Origin of the sequence: Acinetobacter gerneri DSM 14967 = CIP 107464 = MTCC 9824 (assembly GCF_000368565.1) — a bacterium.
In the GTDB taxonomy this organism is placed as follows: Bacteria; Pseudomonadota; Gammaproteobacteria; order Pseudomonadales; family Moraxellaceae; genus Acinetobacter; species Acinetobacter gerneri.
On sequence record NZ_KB849544.1, the window covers coordinates 580,662 to 603,488 of the forward strand.

A 22,827-nucleotide genomic window follows, 5' to 3' on the forward strand; every position below is an offset into this window, starting at 1 on the left:
ATATCACAAAAAATTTTAGTTCTAAAGATAACTAGTTATCCTACTATGCATATTATAAAGTAAGTAATAGTTTAAAAATGGTGGCTTCATCAATGTGGTTGAGTTGGACAGTAGAGATTGGTTGCTTGTAAGCCTGTAAATTTTGCAAAAAAATAGTTGATATTTTTTTGGTGTAAGATATCAAAACTGCATAAAAAAGAGTCAATATGATTTAGGTCGGTTTTTTTGGATGAAAGGCAACTTTAAAATTATGTAAGCTATTGAAAATAATATTTTTTAATTCACATAACGCCTATTATGTTAAATAAATGAGGTTTTAGTATAAGATTAGAGCTACTTAATTTAGCATCATTTGATAATATGAAAAATATAACCTTATTAGTATTAAGCTTATTTTCATTAAGTGGTTGTGTTTCAATTAATGCCCAAAAAATTTCTGATCCATCAGAAACAAATACTCGTGGCTTAATAGGAGTTTGGACCTCAAAGCTAGTTGTATCAGAATCAAGTTTTCAAATAAATCCTGATAATTCAGGAAAATATTGTATGAGTATTCTCAATTCAAACTCTGTTAACAGTTTTAAAATAGAAAATGATGTCATTACTTTGAATGAGGGATCAAAATTTAAAATTATTAATTCTGATCAAAATAAAATCATAATTCGACCTTTACGTACAAAAAAAGAAAATGAAGATTTAAAGTATGTACCTGAAAATTATTTTGATACTCAGTATGTTAAGGATGATAATTTAAGTTTGACATCTGAATACTGTAAAAAAGCATTTACTAAATAAAATATATGTAAGCTTTCCTAAAATCAACATAATACGCCTTATGCGAAATACGAACACTAATCTGTTTTAAATCAGCATATTGCAACCCATAAAAAGCCGGATTGATCCAAGTTGGGCTTTTTATGGGATTCTTCATGTTCAAGGCCTGTTTGACAACTATATCGCAGCTGTTTTTATTAAACAAAACGAACAATGCCCTCACTCATTTGGCAAGATGTTTCATCCCACCTGATCTGATTCTAGTCAAAATGGCAAAAAGCGGCTATAGAACTCATTTTCAGTGATTTAAACTATTTCACTGAATTTGCCTTAGCTTGTAATCTTTGTATCTCAGCAAGCAAAACTTTTTGATTTTCAATTGCCTTTTTTTGCAATTCTGTGATTTTATCCATATCGGGTGAACTTGAAACACTCGCTTCTGCCATTTGAGAGCCAATTTCATTGGTTTCTTTTATTTTATTTTTAAGTGCACTTACTTCTGCGCTTTGTAATGGTAATTCATCTAATTCCTTATTAAATCCCTCAACAAAAATTTTCAATTTATCAACCTTAGCTCTTACAGCACTTAGATCTCCTGTTTGAGCAGCTTTCATAATTTCTGTCTGTAAGTTACCAACTTCTTCGGCTTTAGTATTTGACAATGTTTGAAGTTGAGTTAAATCATTTTCAATATTAGCTGAATTGTCTTTACTTAATATCATGACAGCAACGGCATGCCTAGAATCATTGTTATAAAGAGGTTTCTTTTCACAAGCAGTGATAGTTAAAGACGCAACACACAATACCGAAAGTAACAGTTTTTTCATTATATTTTCCTTATGGAATATCATCTATAAAATTTGATTCAACTTATCCAAATTCAAAACTAAAATATTCGCCATGTTTTAAATTACTTCTGCACAGGCTTTGGCAATTTTCAATCAGGATGTATAAAACTTCGATTAACAGCTTGCGACATGCTTATGAACTTTTTCATACGCTGTCTGAAAAAAAATATCAAAACTAGAACTCACGCTTTCATCATGCAAACTTTGCGTTCTATATATCTCTGAAAAATGTATAAGGTAATATGACATCCATGCTTCATTTGTTTCAAAACAATATCTTGGCTTTATACTCTTTTGCAATTGTTTAAGATTTTCTAAAATATCCCCAATCTCCTCTTTATACATAAATAGTTGCAATCCATTCTCTTGTAAATCGTGTTTAATGATTTCACCTTGATCATGGTGGATGAATTGTAATTTTGGATTTAAGCCTTCTAAATATGAGTAAATAATCACAGTTTTGTCAATTTGTTCATGCATACCTATTTCGTTTTTTCTAATACTGCAGTACTCCTTTAACATCGCAGGTAATTGACCAATATCTTGATTTATTTTCAATTTATTAGTCATTCTTTGAAATGTTACATAATCACCAGTTCCGGTAATCGCGCCTTGATTCCAAGTAGCCATTTTTCCGATATTTTCTTGTGGATGAATTGTAATTTTTTGATTTGAATCGGTACTAATCGCACGATTATCCGCAGATAAAATAATACTATCACTTGATTGTATTGCAATAATAAACGTCATTTGTTATTAATCTATACTAATAAATTTACATGATTGAAGTTTAATCGAAATATGTTGGAATAAAAACAATGATTTACGATAAGCAATTTTCTAGCCATTCAATACCTATTTTTATGGCGGGTGGATCTCAGGTTTTAATTACTCCTGATGGCATTGTCTATGCCACTAAAGGTAGCTTTTCGGCAAAGGCTTCAACGCATGAGCTTGAAGGTCCGAAATCTATAAATATGAAAATGCCACAATTAAACCCTTATTATTCTGGATACTATGTCCTCCGTGATAAAGATACTCAAAAAATATTAGCTAATTATCCTTATCAACTTGTTCTACAAGATGGTCGTAAAGTTATCGGTCGCACCAATCGAGATGGTGAAACTTTATTGGTCAATACAACTTCAGCTCAAGAAGTGAAATTTATCGAACCAGAAGAAAAAGAGAAGAAAAAAACCAGACAACTTTTTGTAGCAGGTTCTGATCCAATCAAACTTAGTTTTGAATACATCGATAGTGAAGAATAGGAATAATTATTAATGGCAATGATTACGAGAGTTGAGGTTGATAAGCGCTATCAAGATGTAGCAAAGTTAGATCTTGGGTATATTTGGGTAAAATGTGATTTTGTCCTTAAATATATGAAAGGACCCAATATAATAGTTGAACCAATTGGAAAAAAATTCGTAGCTATCAAGTAGCATTTTACACATTGGTCAATCTTGATGAAAAAGCTGCAAGATACCTATGGCATTACAAACCGGAAGTCACCTTTAGCGTTCCAACCATGGCAAACCGGGCAGCTGGTGCGGTAGCCGTACCTCATTTAATTTCCAAATATGTAAAAATCGAAGAGAGAAATGATGAAAATGAAAACTATGGTGAAAATCGACGCCATAGCCCGTCTTGGCGTTCTCGTATCGTATTAAAAAATCCAGCGGGTGGTTATCGTAGAAGACCTGATCTTATCATCGTCAAAGATGAATCTCGTCGTTGGCCAGGTGGCGAAATCGGTATTGAAGATAGCATTTATGAAACCGAATATGATGACAATCTCAAGCGCTTAGTGGAAATGAAGTTTCCCAAGGATTCACTCAACAAAGACCAAGAAGAGGATTATAAATATATTTCTGGGATTGAATCTTTTAGCACCCTCTGGATCACTCAAGATAATAAGAGAGAGAACCATGAGAATACCTACGAGTTTTCCCAAGATCTCGTACCTGTTTTTGCAAAGGACAATTTACCTTATCCCTATAAGCTTGAACCGTGGATTTATAACAGCTTAAATCCAATAAATCTGCTCAGCGAAGAGCTGATTCAAGAAGAAGAAATCTCTCAATATTTTCGTCCTGAAACATTAATGGAATTGGAGAGCATCGCACCTTGGTTAATCAAAGAGGGAGAGTTTAAAGCTGAAAATGGACAATATGCTTTTATACCTCATGATGGCAGTCCTGCTTTAACTTATACAACACATGAACTCAGTCAAGCATGGGGAGAAATCCAAAAGGAAGTCGATTTAGTAGAACAAAGTTCAAATGCTATGCAACAAGATGAATCAAGAAATAATCCAGAAATAACGCCCGCCCCATCCATCAATAATGAACCCAAAGAAGTCACACCATTACCACCAATTGTACAAGAAGCACAAGCTACAGTGGGTATGAGTACAGGTGATAAAATCATACTCGGACTGGAAATCGCTTCAACAGTCGCCTTGTTGATACCTGGGGTAAATATTGGGGCTGGTGCGCTTCGAGCAGGATTGTTTTTATTTAGAATTGCCAAATCAGCTCGGTTTGCGCCTGCTATCGCTCGTGGTTTACAAGCAGTTTTTTAAATTGCAACACATTATATAAAATACAGAATGGACTAAACATCAATGCACACCATAGAACTTCAAACACCTTCCGAAGCAGAACTTCTAGAACAATTACGACTCTCTGAACGTGAACTCCTCATGTTAGATAAAGATGATCAGGTGTTATCTCAACTTTCTCTGACCATTCAAATCTATTATAACAATGGTGGAAATGATGAGGGTAAACAGAAAGTTTTAGCCTTAATCGACAAATTTAAAAATCAATATCCATCCGTCCTTAGATCTCATTTTGCTGCATTTAGAAGTTCTGGTTTTGTGAAATTGACCGATAAAAGTTATCAGTCTGCTTTTGCGAAAGCAAAAGATAGTAACGTCCTTGAGTGGTTTCTTTGCTCTGCGGAATCTGGCCTATTTTCAGGTGACTACGCTTTAGGCGTACTCACTGCGCGTGATAACTATGGTTTATCGCATATGCATCTCAACTTCCCTATTTCAATGATCTATAGTGATAAAGGTCGTAAAGAATATTATGACTGGATCAAATATGTCCTGAGTCATTTTGAAGTCTTTCATGGTTATGCAGGGCTAAGCATCCAATTGCCATTTGATCGGCACCCCTACCAGTTTTATGAATATGAAGTAAGCAAAAAGTATTGGGGAATAACACCCGATGGGGCTAGTTTCTTTAGAAGTGAATGGATGCAAGGTATGAATATGAAGTAAGCAAAAAGTATTGGGGAATAACACCCGATGGGGCTAGTTTCTTTAGAAGTGAATGGATGCAAGGTATCCGCAGTATTAACTGGTATACTTTTATTGGTGCGGAACTAAGAAACCAATTGGTCGGCCAACCCAACTATCTAGATACTATGAAAGCCTATCCTGAGTTGTCAGTCGAAGAAATAGGACAAACATTATCCTTTAAAGCTGGACCACTGCCACGTCTCGGAGATAAAGCTCTAGCCTTACCTCTACCTTATGTTGTTATCAATCAATTATGTCGAGTAGTGCGCACTGAGATGCCGAGTGATGCTATGCATACAGCTTATCGTGGTCCACGCTATTCACAATCAGAGGTTTATTACTGGATACATCGTTGGGATAGTGCCAATTTTGATCAAGGTATTCTTAATCTCAAGGGTAGAAAGGAAGAATTACTGCCTGTCCTTGGTGATTATAGCAATGATGATAATATCGTGCCCTATACTGGTATTTGGATTCCCTTTGATTTTGAAGGTCTGGGTAAAGAACTGAAAAAGGGGCAGGAATTTCCTGAAGAGGGTGAACACGAAAGACAAAGTGGTCGCATTTCCAGTAAGCTTGCTGTATGGAAACTTGCAAAACGTGAGGATGGCGGACCTGTTTTATTGCCGAATCCGTTTTAAGTTGCTAATCACTTAGAACTTCATTTGCAAATGTAAATGAAGAGATATGTCAAATGGATGCTTGGAAATAAAAACAAAGTTGAGATATCCAAATTAAATACTTAATCAGATTTGTGAGAATCAAATAATTATAATGTGGCAAAAAAAAGGGACTTTAAATAAGCCCCTGTTTTTTAATAGAATCTTTGGCAGAGGATCAAGGACTCGAACCTTGACGAACGGTTTTGGAGACCGTCATGCTACCATTACACCAATCCTCTATCTCAAAATATAAAGTTTTAATATTACTTTATAATTTGATGGTGGGGGCGAAGAGACTCGAACTCTTACACCTTGCGGCGCTGGAACCTAAATCCAGTGCGTCTACCAATTTCGCCACGCCCCCGATGGCTGTGTATATTATAGAGATCATGCCCTGCTGACAAGCCCTTTTTATAAAAAACCGCATCATTTGTTTAAATATAAATCAAAAGTGCGATATGTTGCTTTTTCTTTGTACATTTTTGCTTAATGCTTGTTTTATTTGGCAAATATTGGCAAATCTTTGATCAATTTTCTTTGCTAAAATTTGCTCAAAAATAGGATATAAAGCATGAAACTTTTCAGGTAAATTTATTTTTAATAGCTGACAATGCAAAATTGCCCATTCTTTATAGCTATTGCAACTCAAACGATTTTGCGTCAACCATTCCAACCAGATTATTCCGAGCGCATAAATATCAGACTGTATGCTCTTCTCTGCCGCGTGAAATAACTCTGGAGCCATATAACGTGGTGTCGCCGATAAATGAGGTCGAATCAACCCATTGATTGTACGAGCTTGCTCAAAATCGATAAGAAACACACTATTTGTATTGATTCGAAAATGTTCCTTTTTTAAATCACCATGAATGAAGCCCAATTGATGTAGGTTTTGCAACACATCTAAGCTTTTTAGCAAAATATTAACAGTTGCTTTTTCAGATATACTTTGAGGGTTTTGCGCAAATAAATTATTTGCATCTTCAATCAATAATCCAGCACTATAAAATTGCTCATCACTACGAATATATTGCTGTGGATCAATGATTGCAAAATTTCCCAGTACAGAATGCTTTGCAGATTCTACTCGATTTAATTCACGATAAATTTCAAGTTCATTTTCAAAATAGTGTTCAGCTAATTCATGTATACCTAGAGCCTGAAGTTTTAACCAATATGGCTTTTTATTTACATGAATACGATACAATCTGCGCCCTAGCAGTTGGCTACTTTGTTTATTTTCTAGTTGTAGTTGCCCAAGATCAATCTTAGGCATCAACACATTGAGTTGCTTGGACATTGTATCTTTGTCGTGTTTGTGGGTGATTTAAAACTTCTAAACAATGTTGAATTGTTTTACCAATACGCGCATGAGTTTCTATACTCGAAATTTTAGGCCAAGTTGCACGCTCACCTTCTTTTTGTAATAGTTTAAATAGATTTGGTTTAGGATTTTGCAGCATATAACGATAGTGTCTTAAGCTGTATTTACCAACAATATTGACATCACCATAGTAACGCTGATCAACGATCCCATAACCATGATCGACCAATCTCTGTACTGCTGGCACACGTCCAATACGATTACGGGTAAAATCCATTACGCCCATCGCCAAAACCTTACCTTGTTTACGCACGATTCTTTCTGGCCAGCTCAATAGATCTTTTCTATAGCGCTCATCATCTGTCTGCATAAACGGCACGATATGTGGGTTCACCTGACTCGCAATACTATAGTTTAGATTATATAAACGTGACATGCGCTCTTGAGGGAAATCACTACGCACACTACCGTCTACCCAACGCGTATTGGCTAAATAAGGTGTATGCACCCCATCATAGCGTTTGCTGGTCAACCTAACAGGTGGAAATAAGATTGGAACAGCACAAGACGCCAAAACCGCACTCCAAACCAAAAGATCAGGTGAAGTATATTTATTCATGATTCGGGCATCTTGTGATGAATCATAAGGTGCAACGGTAACATTGATATCTAAGCCAGAATTTTTATAAGCTTCTTCAAATGTTATATCACCTAAATTTTCTACTAAAAATTTCTTCAGATAGAGCACATCGGCAAAACCACCATTGCCTTTAACCAGTTCTTTTAGACCACGAAAATGAAAGGCTTCACTATAAAAATGATCGCCATTTAAAATTTCTACAATTTCATCTGGTTTTGCAACGCCGAGCATTCCCGTCATGATTGCACCAGCACTCGAACCAGATAGTACTTTTGGCATTAAGTCTTGTTCCATCAAGGCTTTAACAACGCCACTATGAAACAATCCCAAAGTTGCCCCACCTGAAAACATCAGGGCTGGTTGTCCGTAAGCTTTTTGACAGTTTTCAAAAAAGTTTAACTTTTCAGGCAGACTTAAATTTTCACATTTTTCTGAAGCGATATAGGCCAAACTCTGACTTACTTCTTCAATATAATCTTCGATCAGTTTTTTTGTGCCAATATAGGTTTCAGCAAATAACATCGGATGCCCAATATTGGCTACGTCATAAGTAAAACCTTCACGTAATATATAGATTAAATCTGCGGTCCGCCCTTGCAAGCGATAACGACGTAACAAGGTTAAACGATGTGAAATAATTTCCGCATCAAAATAGGACGAGCTATTGTCGTATTTCCATTCTTGTGCCCCACTTTCCTCATCAAGTTTCAGTGCAATTGATTTCCATTCTTCATAGTTATCTGCATGATCTAATTGGCGTTTTAGTTTTTTAATTCTATACGCCTGATGTGGATTTAGATTTTGATGTAATTCTAATAACATATTGACCTCTATGCTTTCATTTATCGAATCACGTTTAAGCAATCAGACACAAGTTTTGATTTTAAAATCTATCTCAATATTAACTGATTTTTCAATTGCAAAATAATTTATTCCTATACATTAACAATCATTTTCAAATTCGGAATTAGACCTTTTGTAAAAACTGGTGTTACTATCCAAGCACAATGTAAAAGCTTTAGTCGTGAACAAAAATGGCAACAATTGATTTACCAGAACATTTACTCAAAACTTTATCCGTTGTACTTGATCAATTGCATCAAGTTTTGCCTGAAGCAAAGCAAGAAACGGATTTTGCTGCGCCTGCCTTTCGTTGGCAGAATAAACAACTCAAAGCACTTTATCATCCGAAAGCGATGCACTTGGATGACTTAAAAGGTATTGAACGACAAAAAGCAAAAATTTTGCAAAATACAGAGCAATTTCTGCATGGCTTACCAGCCAATGATATTTTGCTAACGGGTTCTCGCGGTACAGGTAAATCGTCTATCGTGCGTTCATTGTTGACTAAATATCAGGATCAAGGCTTACGTTTGATTGAAATAGAACGTGATGATTTATCTGATTTACCTGAAATTCAAAAGCTCATCAAAGATCGCCCTGAAAAATTTATCGTGTATTGTGATGATTTAGCCTTCAATGCAGAAGACGAAAATTACCGTAGTTTAAAAAGTGTTTTAGACGGTTCTTTACAATCAGGTTCAAGTAATTTCATCATTTATGCAACCAGTAATCGTCGTCATTTACTGCCAGAATTTATGCATGAAAATACACCTGTGACTCGTGTAGATGTTCCCCAATACACTGAATTACACCCTCAAGAAGCGATTGAGGAAAAAATTTCTTTGTCAGATCGTTTTGGAATGTGGCTATCTTTTTATCCAATGGATCAAGCACTTTACCTTGAAATTGTTGAGCATTATCTCAAAAAAGCAGAAATGCCTTTTACTGAAGAAGCTCGTGCTGAAGCACTGCGTTGGTGTCAAGCTCGTGGACAGCGCTCAGGTCGTGCTGCATACCAGTTCTCAAAACATTGGATTGGTGCTGAAAAGTTAAAAGCACTTTAATTAACTGACACAACCAATCATTTTTGTAGAGACAACCTTAACTCGGCTTAAATTTAGAGCTAAGTTAAGGCAGAACAAGATCAAATCGACACAATAAAAAAGAGGTTTCCGCCTCTTTACTTACTTATAGAAAGTCACTTACTTTCACACTGATTAAGCTTCTGGATTGCTTAATTCAGTCATCGGCCAACGTGGTGTAGTCGTTACAGATAAGCCATCATGTTCACCGGCTTTTAAACGCTGATAACCTGCAAAAGCAATCATTGCACCATTATCCGTACATAAAGCAGGTTCAGCATAATAAACAGTTGCTTTGATTTTAGCCAAATCCGCTTCTAATCGTTCACGTAAACGACGATTGGCACTTACGCCACCTGCAATCACTAAACGTCTTAAACCTGTTTGTTTCAATGCTTTCACAGATTTTTTAACCAAAGTATCAACCAAAGCTTCTTGAAATGAAGCTGCAATATCCGCTTCACGATTTTCACCTTGAACTTTTTTAAGTTGTACTGAAACAGCCGTTTTTAAACCACTAAAAGAAAAATCTAGACCTTGATGTAACATTGGACGAGGAAATTCAAAGGCATTGATGTCACCATCAGCTGCAAGTTTTGAAATATTTGGACCACCTGGATAAGGTAAACCCATCATTTTCGCCACTTTATCAAAAGCTTCACCAGCGGCATCATCGATAGACTCACCCAAAATTTCATACTGGCCAATTCCATGTGCAGCCATCAATTGAGTGTGTCCACCGGACACTAAAAGCGCAACAAATGGAAATTCTGGCGGATTTGCAGATAAAAGTGGTGCAAGCATATGGCCTTCCATATGATGCACACCAATCGCAGGTTTATTTAAGGCAAATGCCAAAGTGCGTCCAAATAAAGCACCCGTCATCAAGGCACCCATCAAGCCCGGACCACGTGTATATGCTACAGCATCTATTTCAGATTTTTTAATTTTGCTTTGATCAAGCAATTGATTTATCAAAGGAATAAGCTTTCGCACATGATCACGAGACGCCAGTTCAGGAACCACACCACCATATTCAGCATGTAGTTTAATCTGACTATATAGCACCTGCCCTCTTAAGCCGACTTCACTATCATAAAGTGCTAGACCTGTTTCATCACATGAAGTTTCTAAGCCTAAAACGATCATTAATCTGCCTTTTACCCGTATCAAAATATTGCAAATGCTATTATAGACTTGTGGTATGAGATGTAAATGAGTAAAATACGCTCCTCACTTGTGACTTGGTGCAATAATGTACCCAGTCTTATCCATAAACTAATGAGGATTCTTCATGCCACAAGTTAAATTGAAAGAAGGCGAACCAGTTGACGTAGCTATCCGTCGTTTTAAACGTTCATGCGAAAAAGCTGGTGTTTTAGCTGACGTTCGTAAACGCGAATTCTACGAAAAACCAACTCAAGAACGTAAACGTAAAAAAGCTGCTGCTGTTAAACGCTACCAAAAGAAATTGGCTCGCGAATCAGTACGTACTACTCGCCTTTACTAAGATTAATTTGTGATTGATTGACTACTTGGACAAGATAAATGACTACTTTAAAAAACCAAATAACTGATGTTTTGAAAGCAACTATGCGTGCTAAAGAAATGGATAAGTTAACGGTCATACGTAGTCTGCAAGCAGCAATCAAGCAAATTGAAGTCGATGAGCGCATTGAGCTTAGCGATAGCCAAGTTCTTGCGGTCATTGAAAAGCAAATCAAGCAACGAAAAGAGTCAGTTAAAGCCTTTGAAGGCGCTGGCCGAGAAGATTTAGCTAGTAAAGAACAAGCCGAAATCGAGGTTCTCTCTCAATTTCTACCTGAAGCTATGTCAGAGGAAGAGCTTGATTCTCTCATTGCGCAAACAATTGAAGCGCAAGGTGCTACTAGCATGAAAGATATGGGTAAGGTGATGAATTCTCTACGTCCGATCATAGCCGGACGTGCCGATCCTGCACAAGTTTCTAGCAAAATCAAAGCTAAACTTGCTTAATATCTGTTTATAAATATTCTCAATGTTTGATTTGGACTATTTAATTCGTTAAATAGCCCAATACCTCTCCTTCCTGATTCAAGCTTTACTTTCTAGCTTATATAAACAAATATCTCGCATACTGCCATCTAATGGGTTTTGTGCTGATTGATATTCTATTTCAGATAAATAAAAATTCGCTCTTAAACACAGCTGCCTCGCTTTCACATTTTCCCTATCAACAAATGCATCAAGCTGCTTAAATCCTTTATTTTCAATTAAATCACCAACAAAAAGCCTTAAAGCTTCTGTCATATAACCTTGACCATGATAAGCAACATTGGCCCAAAATCCGACCGCAGCTGTATTGTTCACCCAGTCTATCTTGTGTATATCAATGACACCAATAAAAGCATGAGTTTTAGCATCACGTATGTTGTAAACAAAATTTTCTTTATTAAGTAAAGCTAAAACTCTCGACCGACAAAATGCTTTAGACGAATCCAAACTCGGCTCTTGCATCACCCAAGGCATACTTGCAGGAAATTTTCTGAATACTGGCAAAGAATGAATTAATGCCTGATAAAGATCTTCTGCATCATTTTCATTTAAGATATTTAAAACAACTTGCTCATTTTCAATTTTAAAGGCTTCAAATTGCATTTTTTCTCTTATTTTTTAATGTCTAGAAAATCTGGTTTTTGCTCAGTAAAAAATTCTTCTGTTGGTGCAGGGATTGAACCCTCAGTGACTGTACCTAAGCGTAAGCGAATCACGCCAGCCAAATCTTTTCGATAGGAATAAATCGGGCTCGCACATTCCATACAAAATACCCGTGCTTTATGTTCTGTATGAAAATATTCTTTGAGATACTTTATGCCTTGTACGATCCTAAATTTACTTTGATCTAAAGGACTGTTCCAACCTGCAACACTACCCTGAGCCAGTTTACAATGCTGACAATAACATAAAATACTCTGTTCAATTTCACCTAAATATTCGTACTGAATTGCGCCACACAGACATTGTCCCTTAATCATTTTTATTCTCTTAAATTTTGAGGTTGTGTTGTTCCTGCATCTGTTTCAGTCGGCCTGAAATTTTTGCCTGCATCAAATCATTATTTTTCGCCAATCGCTGAGCGTGTAAAAGTGACTTAATTGCAGGAACTTCATCTCCTGACCAAAATTGATACTCTGCACGATAACGTAGCACATTTACTGTACGCATTGGATTCGTTTTATCAATATCAGCCGCTTGTTGCAACAATTGCCAGCCCGAAACGTCACGTTCATTTTTCTGCAAAAATGTGTTTAATATTTTTTCTACATCTTTCGGTTTATTTTGTCTGATTAAAATTTCAGCCAGTTTATATGCTAAAGCACGATTTTCAGGAGCAATGCGTTGCCTGCTAATCAACGCATTATAAGCATCATCGACTTTGTTTTGCCCAAGATAGATATCAGCTTGCAACAAATAGTTTAGATTATGTTGGGTATTAATTGCTTTTGCAGCATTGAGATAGCCCTGCGCTTCAGCATAATCACCTTGCTGAATATGAAATTGTGTTAGCGCAAATAAACCTGCAAGACTTTTTTGTCTGGCTAAAAGCTTCAATTGCTCTTCGGATACATGTCGAGAAACAACAGCTGTATACCATTTTAAAATTTCAAATTCTTGGCGCGTATTACTATAAGGTATCGGGGTAAATTGGTTTGCCCGTAACCTAGCTTCGCTCATCCGCTCGGTAGTCAAAGGATGGGTCAACCAAAAATCAGGCAAAAAGCTCAACTGTGTCGATGAGCGATTCATACTTTCAAAAAAGTCAGCCATTGCCTGCGGATTGTAACCCGCTTGATCCATAAACTGCATACCAATTCGGTCTGCTTCACGCTCTTGATCTCGGCTATAACTCAATTGTTTGTCCAGCAATGCCGCCTGTGTACCAAGCATGACCGCACTTCCAGCATCTCCACTGGCTTTTGTTGCAATTGCAGCACCGATGATAATACCTGCAAGTGCCAATAAACTTTGCCCTTTAAAGGCTTCTTGAGATCGACTGTAGTGTCGCTGTGCTACGTGGGCGATCTCATGCCCCATTACCCCTGCAACTTCATCTAGATTTTTCGCAGAAGTAATCATGCCTGAGTTGATCGCAAATAGCCCGCCCGGCACAGCGAAGGCGTTGATTTGCGGATCATTAACAATCACCAAGCCTACAGGTTGTCCCAATTGGGTTTGACTCAAAATTTGCGAAAAAACCAACATAAAATGGTCTTCTAACCACGCATCATGAATAAGGGGCAATTGATTTTGGATTTCCCGATAAACTTTTTCCCCGATCAATTTTTCTTTTTGTCGATCAATCAGCCCCACACCTCCACCAAACTCAGGAACGATAACTTGTGGAGATGAAGAACCAAATTCACTTGCTGAACTCATGGACGTGGATAAGATGAGAATCAAACTTATAACAGCACGCTTCAATTTTTCTCTCTAAAAAATCGGAAAATTTATAGAACTATAACATTGAATTTAGAATATTTTTGCAATGAAATGTTTTATTGTTTTAGAATTATTTGGAAATTTTTCATTCATCCTCAGATGCAATATTAAATATTTGCTTTATTTATTGAATAAAAAAGCCTCTCATTTCTAAAAATGAAAGGCTTTGGATTTTAGCTTTTATGAAAAATCTGGATTGACCAAATACTGAGGCTGTTGACCATTTAAAGCCGTTACCAGATTTTTATAAGCGAGTTCTGCCATTTTTTTACGTGTGGAAACAGTACCCGATCCAACATGCGGCAAAGTCACGACATTATCCAATGAAAATAGCTCTGACTCTGCGAGCGGTTCTTTTTGGTAAACATCCAAACCCGCAGCAAAGATTTTTCTTTCTTTTAAAGTTTCGATCAGCGCCTGCTCATCAATGACTGAACCACGTGAAATATTGACCAACACCGCATGCGATTGCATCAAATCCAATTCTTTTTGTCCAATCAATTGTTTAGACTCAGCATTTAAATCAACTGCAATAACAACAAAATCTGATTGTTGTAACAAGTCCTCAAGGCTGCGGTATGAAGCATTTAATGCCTCTGCCATTTCCAGTTTTTCACGGCGATTGTGATACAACACATTCATATTAAATCCATGAAAACCACGACGAGCTACTGCTGCACCGATATTCCCAAGCCCTATAATACCGATTGTTTTACCGAAAATATCTTGCCCAAACTGTTCAACACCAGCTGTACGTTTCCAATTGCCTTGCTTCGTCCATGCATCCAAAGAAGCAACTTTACGTGCCGCACTCACTAAAAGCGTAAATGCCAAATCAGCCGTGGTTTCCGTTAAAACATGAGGTGTATTTGCAAGCCAAATTTTTTCTTGATTTAGATAATTAAGATCATAATTATCATAACCCACACTCACAGTTGAGATAATTTTCAATTGTTTTGCAGGCGCTAAATTAGACTCATTGAGTAAACGCCCAGCACCAATCAACGCATCTGCATCTACAACCTGCTCACGGATCTGTTGATTTACATCGCCATCTTTAGGATTAATCACCACTACATCATATTGGCTTTGTAAACGTGTTAAAACATCCGTATCAATCTGACTAAAAACTACAACTTTTTGACTCATTTCACTTCCATTTGTTCAATTTTATTGCGCATAAATTGCCATAAACGACGTTTCAATAATGGCTGATCTAGCATCTCTTGCAAACTAGCCAATTGTATCAATTTTAAATCTGCCAAATGTGGCAAGGCACCTAGACTCAAAACATGCTTATCCGAACGTAATGCATCAACAAAACCTTGCACATAAATATGAGCCGAGCGACCGTCCTGAAATTGCCCTAATGGAAATGGCCATTTCAACTCATCATATTGGTGTGGTGCAGCACGTTGAATATTTCCCCATAGCGTATTTTCAGCTTCGCTAAGTTTTGATACATCGACCACGATGACACAATTTTCCAAACTCACTGCTTGTAAATAAAATGCATCTACAGCCAGTGGAGCTAAGAGTTCAGTTGCAATATTTGAATGCGTAACTGTGTTTTTATTTTGAGTATTTATATCAAGAGCAACTGCATCAAGACCAACTGCATTTTGATCTACGAATGGTTTTTTATTTTCATGAACAGGTTGAGTAACCTTAGTTTGCAATGCTGTTGTAATTGCAATGTCACTCTGTATTGTTTTTTGCTGAGCAGTTTCAATTTGGATATGTTGTGAAACAGCTTCTATCTCAGCCTCTGCTCTCGCCATATCTCGGTAAAGACTCGTATTTACCTGACGAATATCAGCACAACCCTGCGGAACCCATATATCAATTCCCATGGCTGCCATTATATTTCGCTGATGTTCAATCATCTCTACATTCATCTTTAAAGTTCAAATCTATTCTATCAGTTTTACTGCTTTTTGTAGGAATATATCTACGCAAGCTCTCATTCACTAGACAATCAGTACACTATTTTTCTTTTGCATCTGATCAACGATATCATCCGTATCAAAGCCCAAACGCCAATAAAGTAGTTGCAGTACATCAAGTTCATCTTGAGTAATGATGCGATCGCCCCATAAACATGCTTCTGCCACACCCAATATACTCAAACGATCTCGCAATAACAGCCCTGCTATATCATTAACGATTTCACCAAGATCAATTGGTTCATCTGAAATCTCATCAAATTGGAGTAGCTCTTCGGTGGTTAGTACACGCTGTAAAATTTGATGCCGAACTTCAAGCTGATTGGCGCTATTGATTTGTTGTACATGCAATAAAGCATCAATCAAACGAACAATCTGCGGTTTCACATTTTCCAAAGATGCAGGTGTATGCATCGGAAGCAAGTTCAAATCTGACTTTACTTTTTCAATCAATAAGGCATCCAACAAACCAATTTCACCATCTTCTTGGATAATTTTAGCCAGCTTAGTCAAAAACTGTCGTGAAATAGTCGCAGGCATATTGCCGAGGTTTTGACATGCATCCAAAAAGATTTGTATATGTACGCGACCATCCAAATGCAATAACGCATCTACAATGGAACGGCTGACTTCTGCATTGGCTGGAATAAACTCACGATATTGACGAATCATCAAAATCGCCACCATCACCTCACGTGAACCTGTAGCTGTTTGCATCGCCCGAATGATCAGTTCAGGGCGTTCCATATTGCGTCGTACTTCTGGATTGAGCGGCTTGATTGCGTCATTTAAAGCAAAACTGATCGGTGATAAACGCAATAAAGGCAAAGGTTGTGGTGATACCCAAGGATTGTAAAATTCCGAATTAACTTCTTCCAAAGGTCTAAGCAAACTAAACAAAGGTTGAGTACGTATTCGCTTTAAATTTTCCAACTGCAAATTTTGCAAAATAGACGGATTGAGCTCATATATACGATCTTCGATACTTGGATGAATATTCAACCAACTTTGCGGGCTCAGAGAGTTTGCAAAACACATATGGGCAATAGATTCAGAATATTCACTATGAATTTGTGAACCTGCATGATGCACATAAATACGCAGTAATGTTTGGATATTTGCATCATTCATCAAACGACGCTTTGTTTTATGATCGTTGAAAAAGGTACGACCACCCAAAGTCAAAAACTTAATCAAGCGAGTGATCAAAATCCCCATACTACCAATGAGCCAAATCACCCCACCCATTGCAACATAAGAAGTTTCAAAACGATGGCGAGGTTTTTCCGCATAACGTGAAAATCCACGTTTTGCGACCTTACTTCCGATCTGACTAAAAGTCGTCAAACTACTATACAAAATTTTTAAACGTGTATTCTCAGTGACTTCACCTGTGAGAATCTGATTAAACTCGTGCCCTAAAAGCCCATAAAGCTCCAATTCATCCAAGTTTTGCAAAGCACCCCACGTCAGGATAATCACGATATCTTTATTGTGAAAACCTGCTGTTAATGCATTCACCCCGATTTCATCTGGCAAAACATAAACTGCGGGTACATCAATCGCAAAGCTTTTAGACAACTGCTCTGTAAGTTTGAGTGCTTTATTTTCTTCTGGAGTACTTTCAATCAGATTTAAACGGCGTGCTTTTAATTGTTTGGCTAGAGTATGCCCCCCACTACGGAAAACATAAAATTCATATAAAACCGACCATCCCATGACCAAAAGTAACAAACCAATGGTATAAGGACTCAGTACATGCCAAAAAACAGATTGGCTTTGATCAAAATAAAAAACCAAAAGCCCCAGTACGGTATTTAAAATAAATGTGGTCAAAACCATTGCCAGCAAGCAGACACTCACTGACCAAAGCATATTTTTGTTTTTTATTAAATAATGACCTACATCTTTCAATGTCAATAATCCCAATTTGACAACATTTCAATAATAAATTAAAAAAGCGGGAATTACCCGCTTTTTCAATGCAATTTTTAAACTTATGCAACATTACAATGCATTGTAAATCAGCACAAAATTACATTTCTTCTTTAATGCCGCTCAAATCTACTGATGCAGCATCAATATTGACATCGATGTAGCCATCTTTTTGTTTTTTCGCAAGATCACTACGTGATTGCTCAAGATTTTCAAGATATGCTTGATCGATATCACCTGTAACGTATTTACCATCAAAGACAGAGCAGTCAAATTCGGTAATACGCGGTACTTTTGTGGTACGTACTGCATTTTTGAGGTCTTCCAAATCTTGGAAAATCAAACGGTCTGCACCGATAATATCTTCGATTTGTTCAACTGTGCGACCTGAAGCAATCAATTCTGCTTTGGCTGGCATATCGATACCATAGACGTTTGGATATTTCACCATCGGTGCTGCTGAAGCAAAATACACTTTTTTAGCGCCCGCATCACGTGCCATTTGAATGATTTCATTACAAGTAGTACCACGTACAATCGAGTCATCGACCAACAATACATTTTTGTCTTTAAACTCAAGCTCTACTGGGTTGAGTTTTTGACGTACTGATTTTTTACGTTGCTGCTGACCTGGCATAATAAAGGTACGTCCGATATAACGGTTTTTCATAAAACCTTCACGGAATTTCACACCTAAAATATTAGCAAGTTCAAGCGCAGACGTACGACTTGTATCTGGAATAGGAATAACCACGTCGATATCGTGAGCATCGCCCCATTCAGTCAAGATTTTTTTCGCTAAAGTCTCACCCATTTTCAAGCGAGCTTTATAAACCGAAATCCCATCAATCGTTGCATCAGGACGCGCAAAATACACATATTCGAAAATACATGGACGATAGCGAGAGTCTTCTGCACATTGTTGAGAATAAAATTCACCTTTGTCATTGATGAAAACAGCCTCACCCGGCTCAATATCACGCTCTACTTTAAAACCAAGTGCTGTAATCGCTACTGATTCTGAAGCAATGATATATTCTTTTTCACCATTTTCAGTCAAACGTGAACCGTAGATCAATGGACGAATACCATTTGGATCACGGAAACCAACCAAACCATGACCTGTAATCATCGCAACGACACCATAAGCACCTTTGCAGCGCTCATGCACACGTTTTACAGTATGGAAAATATCTTCTGGTGTAGGCTCAAGACTGGCACTTTTTTGCAATTCGTGAGCAAAAACGTTGAGTAAGACTTCACTATCAGAATCTGTATTCATATGACGCAAATCTGTTTTAAACAGATCATCATGAATATCAGCAGCATTGGTTAAGTTACCATTATGCGCCAAGGTGATCCCATAAGGAGAGTTCACATAAAATGGTTGTGCTTCTGCACTGCTTGAAGAACCTGCCGTAGGGTAACGAACATGCCCAATACCATAATTCCCCAATAACGCACGCATATGACGTGTATGGAATACATCACGCACCATTCCGTTGTCTTTACGCAGGAAAAGTCGCCCATTGTGACAAGTCACAATCCCAGCTGCATCTTGTCCACGATGTTGTAACATCGTCAACGCATCAAATAACATTTGGTTAACGGGTGATTTACCGGCTATACCAACGACTCCACACATAGCTACCTCGCAGACCAGCTAGGATCAATTAAAAGGGTTTGGTTTTGAATGTCCATTTCGATCATCAGCATTTGCTTGATCAGCTCGGCTATCATCCAAAGGTTTTACATCTTGATTATGCTCTTCTGAGCGCATTTGATGAAGCGCTTCATTTGCAGCATCTTTAGAAAGCTCAGTTGCTAAAGGTGCAAAAGGCAATAATGATTGAATAAATTTCGATTGTTTCCAATGCGGAGAACTCTCAACCCAAGGTTGTAAACCTTGCATAGTTATGAGGACGATGAGCAGACCTTTCAAGGCTCCAAACGCACCACCCGCTAAACGGTTAAGCGGTCCTAACTTAAATGTTTTTAAAATTCCGTTGAGTAGATAGCTCACCACCCAACATAAAATCATGACAACTAAAACAATAAATGCAAATGCAGCGATTTTTTGAACGACAGGATCACCACTCAATGCTGACATTGATGGGGCAACGATATAGGCAAATTTCGATGCAACAATCAGTGCAAAAATCCAACCTACCAAGTTCGCAAAGGTCATCACAAATCCTTGTCGCAAACCGCTGATTCCCCCATAGAGCAATATAATCAGGATGATAATGTCGATCGTATTCATAATTAGGTCATAGCATCAACACAGTCTTTGATCAGCGTTGGACCTGTATAAATCATGCCACTATAGATTTGTACAAGTGCCGCGCCAGCGTCTTGTTTGGCTTTTGCCTGATCACCTTGCAAGATCCCACCCACACCAATCAGTGGAATTTGATCTTTAAGAATCTCAGCAAAAGCTTTTAAACATGCAGTACTTTTTTCAAACACAGGTGCGCCAGACAAACCGCCCGCTTCATTGCCGTGTTCGAGATTTTCTACACCTTCACGTGACAATGTCGTATTGGTCACGATTAAACCGTCAATTTTAAACTGTAATAATTGATCAGCGATAAATGTAATGTCTTGTTCTGTTAGATCTGGTGCAACTTTGAGCACTAAAGGCACATAATGTTTATGTTCTTCAGCCAGTTCTAATTGACGATTTTTCAAGGTTTCGAGTAATTCAGTTAAAGCATGTCCGCTTTGTAAACTACGCAAATTTTTAGTATTTGGCGAAGAAATATTGACCGTGATGTAAGAAGCATAGTTATAAACTTTTTCTAAACAGATCAAATAATCAGATACCGCATCTTCAACAGGTGTATCCGCATTTTTGCCGATATTGATCCCTAAAATGCCTTTAAATTTTGCAGCTTTGACATTTTCAATCAGCTGATCAACACCATCATTATTGAAACCCATACGGTTGATAATGGCTTTTGCTTTTGGGATACGGAATAAACGAGGTTTAGGATTGCCTGATTGAGGACGAGGAGTAATTGTTCCAATTTCAATAAAGCCAAAACCAAGTCCTGCCAGCGCATCAATATATGCACCATTTTTATCAAGACCTGCAGCTAAACCTACTGGATTTGGAAACTCAATACCCATACATGTCACAGGCTTCGCTGCAACATGTTGACGCATTGCTCGCATCTTATGTGCTTTTTGTAGCAATGATAGTGTGAGTTCATGTGCACGCTCTGGTGCTAAAGAAAACAACAAAGGGCGAGCAAGTGAATACAACATATCTGTAAAAGTCTTTGGCTTTTTAAGTAGCACTTATTATAGGGAAAGACCCACCAAAACGCCATGCCTTACAAGCGTTTATTTTCAAGGCTTAATGTACTGTCGCTGTTAATTTAATCTGCCCTTCTGATTTGGCTAACTCCATCTTGTCTATACTCAATCCCATTTGTGCCATTTGGGTCAAAAAGTTCGCAAGTACCGCATAATTTTGATGTTGAGCCACGATTTGCAATTGACTACCCGTTTGCTGAGAAGCCACCGATAAACCCTGACTTTGCGCAATCCGCTGAATTTTATCAGAACTGGTCATTGCCATTTCATCTTGCGGTTTCATGGTAACAGCATTTGATTGCATCCAAACCACTAAGTCTTTTAGATCATTTACACGTTTTTGTTGGTTTTCAGCTGCACGGTGCATATACCAAAGTGCCGAACCGATCCCTGCCACAATCAAAAAAATCACCATTACAATGACCATGATTCGTTCACGTGGTGCTAAACGATCTAATTTTTCAGAAATTTGCTCAAACCAAAGATCAAATTTATTTTGAATAGTATCTAATGCTTTCATTATTGTATTTTCACCAATCCAACAACATTTGCCCCTTGGGTCTGAACATTTCCAAGTTCAGCTTTAAAGCCTTGTTGATTTAACTGCTGAACCAATGCTTGTAAGACATCGGAAGATTTCGCCTGCAAAGTCATATTTAAAATCGAAGATTCATAATTTACTTGATTGGCAATAATATGTTGTTGCATCAAAATCGGACCCACACGACTTAACAACTGTATGGCTTGCGTATTGGCACTTTGGTTGGCATTTAATCTGCCTTGGAACTGATTTTTTAGATCTTGCTCAGTGACCTGTCCATTTGCGCCAAACCATGTTTTATATTGATTTATAGCAAGATCAGCCGTTTGGTTGCCGATGTTTTTCAATTTCACATATCGAAGTAAATCATAGCTAAATTGTACCAACAACAATACGACAAAGACGGCTATACATGCTTTCCAATAACCTGACAGTCCTGTATTTTCAGATTTTGCTTTAGGCAATACATTATAAGGATGACTTTTTGCCTGTTTAATTTCTTTAAATTGATAGGAAAATGCTTCGCGGCGATCAGTTGTTGAAATCGCAAATAAACTTTCTACTTGCTCATCCGTAAGCCCAGTATAAAAATAATTGCGCTCAGGATTTTCAAACTCCAAATATAATGCCAAATCATCAATTGAATTGCCTTTCCACTCATTTTCACGAACCAATAAACGCCCATGTACATTTGCCAAAACAGTTTGATTTGGCAGAGGGATTGGTAAAATCAAGAAATCAGGCAATAAAGAAATAATTTTGATAGGAATGAGCGACAGAGAATGCTGCATAGTCAGGACATTGGCATGTGCAATACCCAAAACAGAAACCAAATCAGGCTGATTGAAATGTGAAAAAATCTTCATTTGGTCGATCGGTAAAATCACAAATTCTTCAAGTAAATATTTCACCCCTTCCACACCGAGCTGCTTATATTGCTGCTTCGTCAAATTTTGCTGCAAAATTTGCACTTCTCGGCTAGGGAAAAAGACTACAGCCTCTTCACCTTGAAAAGGTTTAATATCTTGAATCAGTTGCTCAAGGCTAGATGCCTGAACCCAGTTCTCGCCTTTTGACCACTGCCAAACCCCATTGGCTTCGGGCATCCATAAATACAACATT

General features: G+C 37.5%; 25 protein-coding genes and 2 tRNA genes. 9 read left to right on the forward strand and 18 right to left on the reverse strand.

The window, feature by feature from the left end; translation table 11 throughout:
- Window positions 1-360: 360 nt before the first annotated feature.
- A complete protein-coding gene (locus tag F960_RS13995) occupies window positions 361-795 on the forward strand; it encodes a J517_1871 family lipoprotein (protein WP_004866311.1) in 435 nt (144 codons plus the stop codon).
- Window positions 796-1,085: 290 nt separating this feature from the next.
- On the opposite strand, the gene F960_RS14005 is transcribed toward F960_RS13995, so the two are convergent.
- Both F960_RS14005 and F960_RS14010 read right to left on the reverse strand, forming a co-directional pair.
- Window positions 1,086-1,601, reverse strand: coding sequence for a PM1805 family lipoprotein (locus tag F960_RS14005; protein ID WP_004866313.1), 516 nt, complete (start codon window positions 1,599-1,601; stop codon window positions 1,086-1,088).
- Window positions 1,602-1,736: 135 nt separating this feature from the next.
- Window positions 1,737-2,372 carry a hypothetical protein gene (locus F960_RS14010; protein ID WP_004866315.1) on the reverse strand — a complete coding sequence of 212 codons (636 nt, stop codon included), beginning with the start codon at window positions 2,370-2,372 and terminating at the stop codon, window positions 1,737-1,739.
- Window positions 2,373-2,440: 68 nt separating this feature from the next.
- On the opposite strand from F960_RS14010, the gene F960_RS14015 reads away from it, so the two are divergent.
- From F960_RS14015 to F960_RS23125, 5 genes are all read left to right on the forward strand, one after another.
- Complete coding sequence (locus tag F960_RS14015; RefSeq protein WP_004866317.1) at window positions 2,441-2,890, forward strand: hypothetical protein; 450 nt, start codon at window positions 2,441-2,443, stop codon at window positions 2,888-2,890.
- 12 nt (window positions 2,891-2,902) lie between these two features.
- Entirely contained in the window at window positions 2,903-3,064 is a 162-nt protein-coding gene (locus F960_RS22395) for a hypothetical protein (RefSeq protein ID WP_004866320.1), read from the forward strand.
- A gap of 86 nt (window positions 3,065-3,150) precedes the next feature.
- Window positions 3,151-4,206, forward strand: a complete 1,056-nt coding sequence (locus F960_RS14020; protein WP_020846545.1) for a VRR-NUC domain-containing protein — start codon at window positions 3,151-3,153, stop codon at window positions 4,204-4,206.
- A gap of 42 nt (window positions 4,207-4,248) precedes the next feature.
- Window positions 4,249-4,911, forward strand: coding sequence for a type VI immunity family protein (locus F960_RS23120; protein ID WP_004866325.1), 663 nt, complete (start codon window positions 4,249-4,251; stop codon window positions 4,909-4,911).
- Window positions 4,884-5,573 (forward strand): type VI immunity family protein, encoded by a 690-nt coding sequence (locus F960_RS23125; protein ID WP_004866327.1) that lies wholly within the window; start codon window positions 4,884-4,886, stop codon window positions 5,571-5,573. The genes F960_RS23120 and F960_RS23125 overlap by 28 nt, the downstream gene beginning before the upstream one ends.
- Window positions 5,574-5,759: 186 nt before the next feature.
- On the opposite strand, the gene F960_RS14035 is transcribed toward F960_RS23125, so the two are convergent.
- From F960_RS14035 to F960_RS14050, 4 genes are all read right to left on the reverse strand, one after another.
- Window positions 5,760-5,833: transfer RNA gene (locus tag F960_RS14035), tRNA-Trp, on the reverse strand.
- A 40-nt stretch (window positions 5,834-5,873) separates the two neighbouring features.
- Window positions 5,874-5,958 (reverse strand) — tRNA-Leu (locus F960_RS14040).
- Window positions 5,959-6,039: 81 nt separating this feature from the next.
- Complete coding sequence (locus tag F960_RS14045; protein WP_004866330.1) at window positions 6,040-6,894, reverse strand: protein kinase domain-containing protein; 855 nt, start codon at window positions 6,892-6,894, stop codon at window positions 6,040-6,042.
- The gene (locus F960_RS14050; protein ID WP_004866333.1) at window positions 6,863-8,380 is read right to left on the reverse strand and encodes a DUF3336 domain-containing protein; all 1,518 of its coding nucleotides are present in this window, start codon (window positions 8,378-8,380) and stop codon (window positions 6,863-6,865) included. The genes F960_RS14045 and F960_RS14050 overlap by 32 nt, the downstream gene beginning before the upstream one ends.
- 212 nt (window positions 8,381-8,592) lie before the next feature.
- Between F960_RS14050 and F960_RS14055 the strand changes: the two genes are divergently transcribed.
- The gene (locus F960_RS14055; protein WP_004866337.1) at window positions 8,593-9,465 is read left to right on the forward strand and encodes an ATP-binding protein; all 873 of its coding nucleotides are present in this window, start codon (window positions 8,593-8,595) and stop codon (window positions 9,463-9,465) included.
- Between the two features lie 153 nt (window positions 9,466-9,618).
- Here F960_RS14055 and tsaD read toward each other — a convergent pair whose 3' ends face one another.
- Complete coding sequence (gene tsaD / locus F960_RS14060) at window positions 9,619-10,632, reverse strand: tRNA (adenosine(37)-N6)-threonylcarbamoyltransferase complex transferase subunit TsaD (RefSeq protein ID WP_004866339.1); 1,014 nt, start codon at window positions 10,630-10,632, stop codon at window positions 9,619-9,621.
- Window positions 10,633-10,777: 145 nt separating this feature from the next.
- Between tsaD and rpsU the strand changes: the two genes are divergently transcribed.
- Together rpsU and F960_RS14070 are read left to right on the forward strand one after the other, a co-directional pair.
- Window positions 10,778-10,993, forward strand: a complete 216-nt coding sequence (gene rpsU, locus F960_RS14065; RefSeq protein WP_001136722.1) for a 30S ribosomal protein S21 — start codon at window positions 10,778-10,780, stop codon at window positions 10,991-10,993.
- A 38-nt stretch (window positions 10,994-11,031) separates the two neighbouring features.
- Window positions 11,032-11,478, forward strand: coding sequence for a GatB/YqeY domain-containing protein (locus F960_RS14070; protein WP_004866342.1), 447 nt, complete (start codon window positions 11,032-11,034; stop codon window positions 11,476-11,478).
- 78 nt (window positions 11,479-11,556) lie between these two features.
- On the opposite strand, the gene F960_RS14075 is transcribed toward F960_RS14070, so the two are convergent.
- The 11 genes from F960_RS14075 to gspL form a co-directional block, all read right to left on the reverse strand.
- On the reverse strand, window positions 11,557-12,120 hold the full coding sequence (locus tag F960_RS14075) for a GNAT family N-acetyltransferase (protein ID WP_004866344.1): 564 nt from the start codon (window positions 12,118-12,120) through the stop codon (window positions 11,557-11,559).
- Between the two features lie 8 nt (window positions 12,121-12,128).
- Complete coding sequence (locus F960_RS14080) at window positions 12,129-12,497, reverse strand: GFA family protein (RefSeq protein ID WP_004866347.1); 369 nt, start codon at window positions 12,495-12,497, stop codon at window positions 12,129-12,131.
- Window positions 12,498-12,507: 10 nt separating this feature from the next.
- Window positions 12,508-13,944, reverse strand: a complete 1,437-nt coding sequence (locus F960_RS14085) for a M48 family metalloprotease (protein WP_035373114.1) — start codon at window positions 13,942-13,944, stop codon at window positions 12,508-12,510.
- Between the two features lie 198 nt (window positions 13,945-14,142).
- A complete protein-coding gene (locus F960_RS14090; RefSeq protein WP_004866353.1) occupies window positions 14,143-15,111 on the reverse strand; it encodes a 2-hydroxyacid dehydrogenase in 969 nt (322 codons plus the stop codon).
- Window positions 15,108-15,860 (reverse strand): hypothetical protein, encoded by a 753-nt coding sequence (locus tag F960_RS14095; RefSeq protein ID WP_004866356.1) that lies wholly within the window; start codon window positions 15,858-15,860, stop codon window positions 15,108-15,110. The genes F960_RS14090 and F960_RS14095 overlap by 4 nt, the downstream gene beginning before the upstream one ends.
- Window positions 15,861-15,932: 72 nt before the next feature.
- Window positions 15,933-17,822, reverse strand: a complete 1,890-nt coding sequence (locus F960_RS14100) for a M48 family metalloprotease (RefSeq protein WP_004866359.1) — start codon at window positions 17,820-17,822, stop codon at window positions 15,933-15,935.
- A gap of 121 nt (window positions 17,823-17,943) precedes the next feature.
- Entirely contained in the window at window positions 17,944-19,488 is a 1,545-nt protein-coding gene (gene purF / locus F960_RS14105) for an amidophosphoribosyltransferase (RefSeq protein ID WP_004866362.1), read from the reverse strand.
- Between the two features lie 24 nt (window positions 19,489-19,512).
- On the reverse strand, window positions 19,513-20,106 hold the full coding sequence (locus F960_RS14110; RefSeq protein WP_035373115.1) for a CvpA family protein: 594 nt from the start codon (window positions 20,104-20,106) through the stop codon (window positions 19,513-19,515).
- 2 nt (window positions 20,107-20,108) lie between these two features.
- Window positions 20,109-21,113, reverse strand: a complete 1,005-nt coding sequence (locus tag F960_RS14115) for a quinone-dependent dihydroorotate dehydrogenase (protein ID WP_004866368.1) — start codon at window positions 21,111-21,113, stop codon at window positions 20,109-20,111.
- Between the two features lie 91 nt (window positions 21,114-21,204).
- Window positions 21,205-21,684 carry a type II secretion system protein M gene (locus F960_RS14120; protein WP_004866370.1) on the reverse strand — a complete coding sequence of 160 codons (480 nt, stop codon included), beginning with the start codon at window positions 21,682-21,684 and terminating at the stop codon, window positions 21,205-21,207.
- The gene (gspL, locus tag F960_RS14125) at window positions 21,684-22,826 is read right to left on the reverse strand and encodes a type II secretion system protein GspL (protein ID WP_004866373.1); all 1,143 of its coding nucleotides are present in this window, start codon (window positions 22,824-22,826) and stop codon (window positions 21,684-21,686) included. The genes F960_RS14120 and gspL overlap by 1 nt, the downstream gene beginning before the upstream one ends.
- Window position 22,827 lies beyond the last annotated feature (1 nt).

What these genes read in the sequence shown, in the direction of transcription:
- F960_RS13995 (WP_004866311.1), top strand. Translation starts at nt 361, where the DNA reads ATGAAAAATATAACCTTATTAGTATTAAGCTTATTTTCATTAAGTGGT.
- F960_RS14005 (WP_004866313.1), bottom strand. Translation starts at nt 1,601, where the DNA reads ATGAAAAAACTGTTACTTTCGGTATTGTGTGTTGCGTCTTTAACTATC.
- F960_RS14010 (WP_004866315.1), bottom strand. Translation starts at nt 2,372, where the DNA reads ATGACGTTTATTATTGCAATACAATCAAGTGATAGTATTATTTTATCT.
- F960_RS14015 (WP_004866317.1), top strand. Translation starts at nt 2,441, where the DNA reads ATGATTTACGATAAGCAATTTTCTAGCCATTCAATACCTATTTTTATG.
- F960_RS22395 (WP_004866320.1), top strand. Translation starts at nt 2,903, where the DNA reads ATGGCAATGATTACGAGAGTTGAGGTTGATAAGCGCTATCAAGATGTA.
- F960_RS14020 (WP_020846545.1), top strand. Translation starts at nt 3,151, where the DNA reads ATGGCAAACCGGGCAGCTGGTGCGGTAGCCGTACCTCATTTAATTTCC.
- F960_RS23120 (WP_004866325.1), top strand. Translation starts at nt 4,249, where the DNA reads ATGCACACCATAGAACTTCAAACACCTTCCGAAGCAGAACTTCTAGAA.
- F960_RS23125 (WP_004866327.1), top strand. Translation starts at nt 4,884, where the DNA reads ATGGATGCAAGGTATGAATATGAAGTAAGCAAAAAGTATTGGGGAATA.
- F960_RS14045 (WP_004866330.1), bottom strand. Translation starts at nt 6,894, where the DNA reads ATGTCCAAGCAACTCAATGTGTTGATGCCTAAGATTGATCTTGGGCAA.
- F960_RS14050 (WP_004866333.1), bottom strand. Translation starts at nt 8,380, where the DNA reads ATGTTATTAGAATTACATCAAAATCTAAATCCACATCAGGCGTATAGA.
- F960_RS14055 (WP_004866337.1), top strand. Translation starts at nt 8,593, where the DNA reads ATGGCAACAATTGATTTACCAGAACATTTACTCAAAACTTTATCCGTT.
- tsaD (WP_004866339.1), bottom strand. Translation starts at nt 10,632, where the DNA reads ATGATCGTTTTAGGCTTAGAAACTTCATGTGATGAAACAGGTCTAGCA.
- rpsU (WP_001136722.1), top strand. Translation starts at nt 10,778, where the DNA reads ATGCCACAAGTTAAATTGAAAGAAGGCGAACCAGTTGACGTAGCTATC.
- F960_RS14070 (WP_004866342.1), top strand. Translation starts at nt 11,032, where the DNA reads ATGACTACTTTAAAAAACCAAATAACTGATGTTTTGAAAGCAACTATG.
- F960_RS14075 (WP_004866344.1), bottom strand. Translation starts at nt 12,120, where the DNA reads ATGCAATTTGAAGCCTTTAAAATTGAAAATGAGCAAGTTGTTTTAAAT.
- F960_RS14080 (WP_004866347.1), bottom strand. Translation starts at nt 12,497, where the DNA reads ATGATTAAGGGACAATGTCTGTGTGGCGCAATTCAGTACGAATATTTA.
- F960_RS14090 (WP_004866353.1), bottom strand. Translation starts at nt 15,111, where the DNA reads ATGAGTCAAAAAGTTGTAGTTTTTAGTCAGATTGATACGGATGTTTTA.
- F960_RS14095 (WP_004866356.1), bottom strand. Translation starts at nt 15,860, where the DNA reads ATGAATGTAGAGATGATTGAACATCAGCGAAATATAATGGCAGCCATG.
- purF (WP_004866362.1), bottom strand. Translation starts at nt 19,488, where the DNA reads ATGTGTGGAGTCGTTGGTATAGCCGGTAAATCACCCGTTAACCAAATG.
- F960_RS14110 (WP_035373115.1), bottom strand. Translation starts at nt 20,106, where the DNA reads ATGAATACGATCGACATTATCATCCTGATTATATTGCTCTATGGGGGA.
- F960_RS14115 (WP_004866368.1), bottom strand. Translation starts at nt 21,113, where the DNA reads ATGTTGTATTCACTTGCTCGCCCTTTGTTGTTTTCTTTAGCACCAGAG.
- F960_RS14120 (WP_004866370.1), bottom strand. Translation starts at nt 21,684, where the DNA reads ATGAAAGCATTAGATACTATTCAAAATAAATTTGATCTTTGGTTTGAG.
- gspL (WP_004866373.1), bottom strand. Translation starts at nt 22,826, where the DNA reads ATGTTGTATTTATGGATGCCCGAAGCCAATGGGGTTTGGCAGTGGTCA.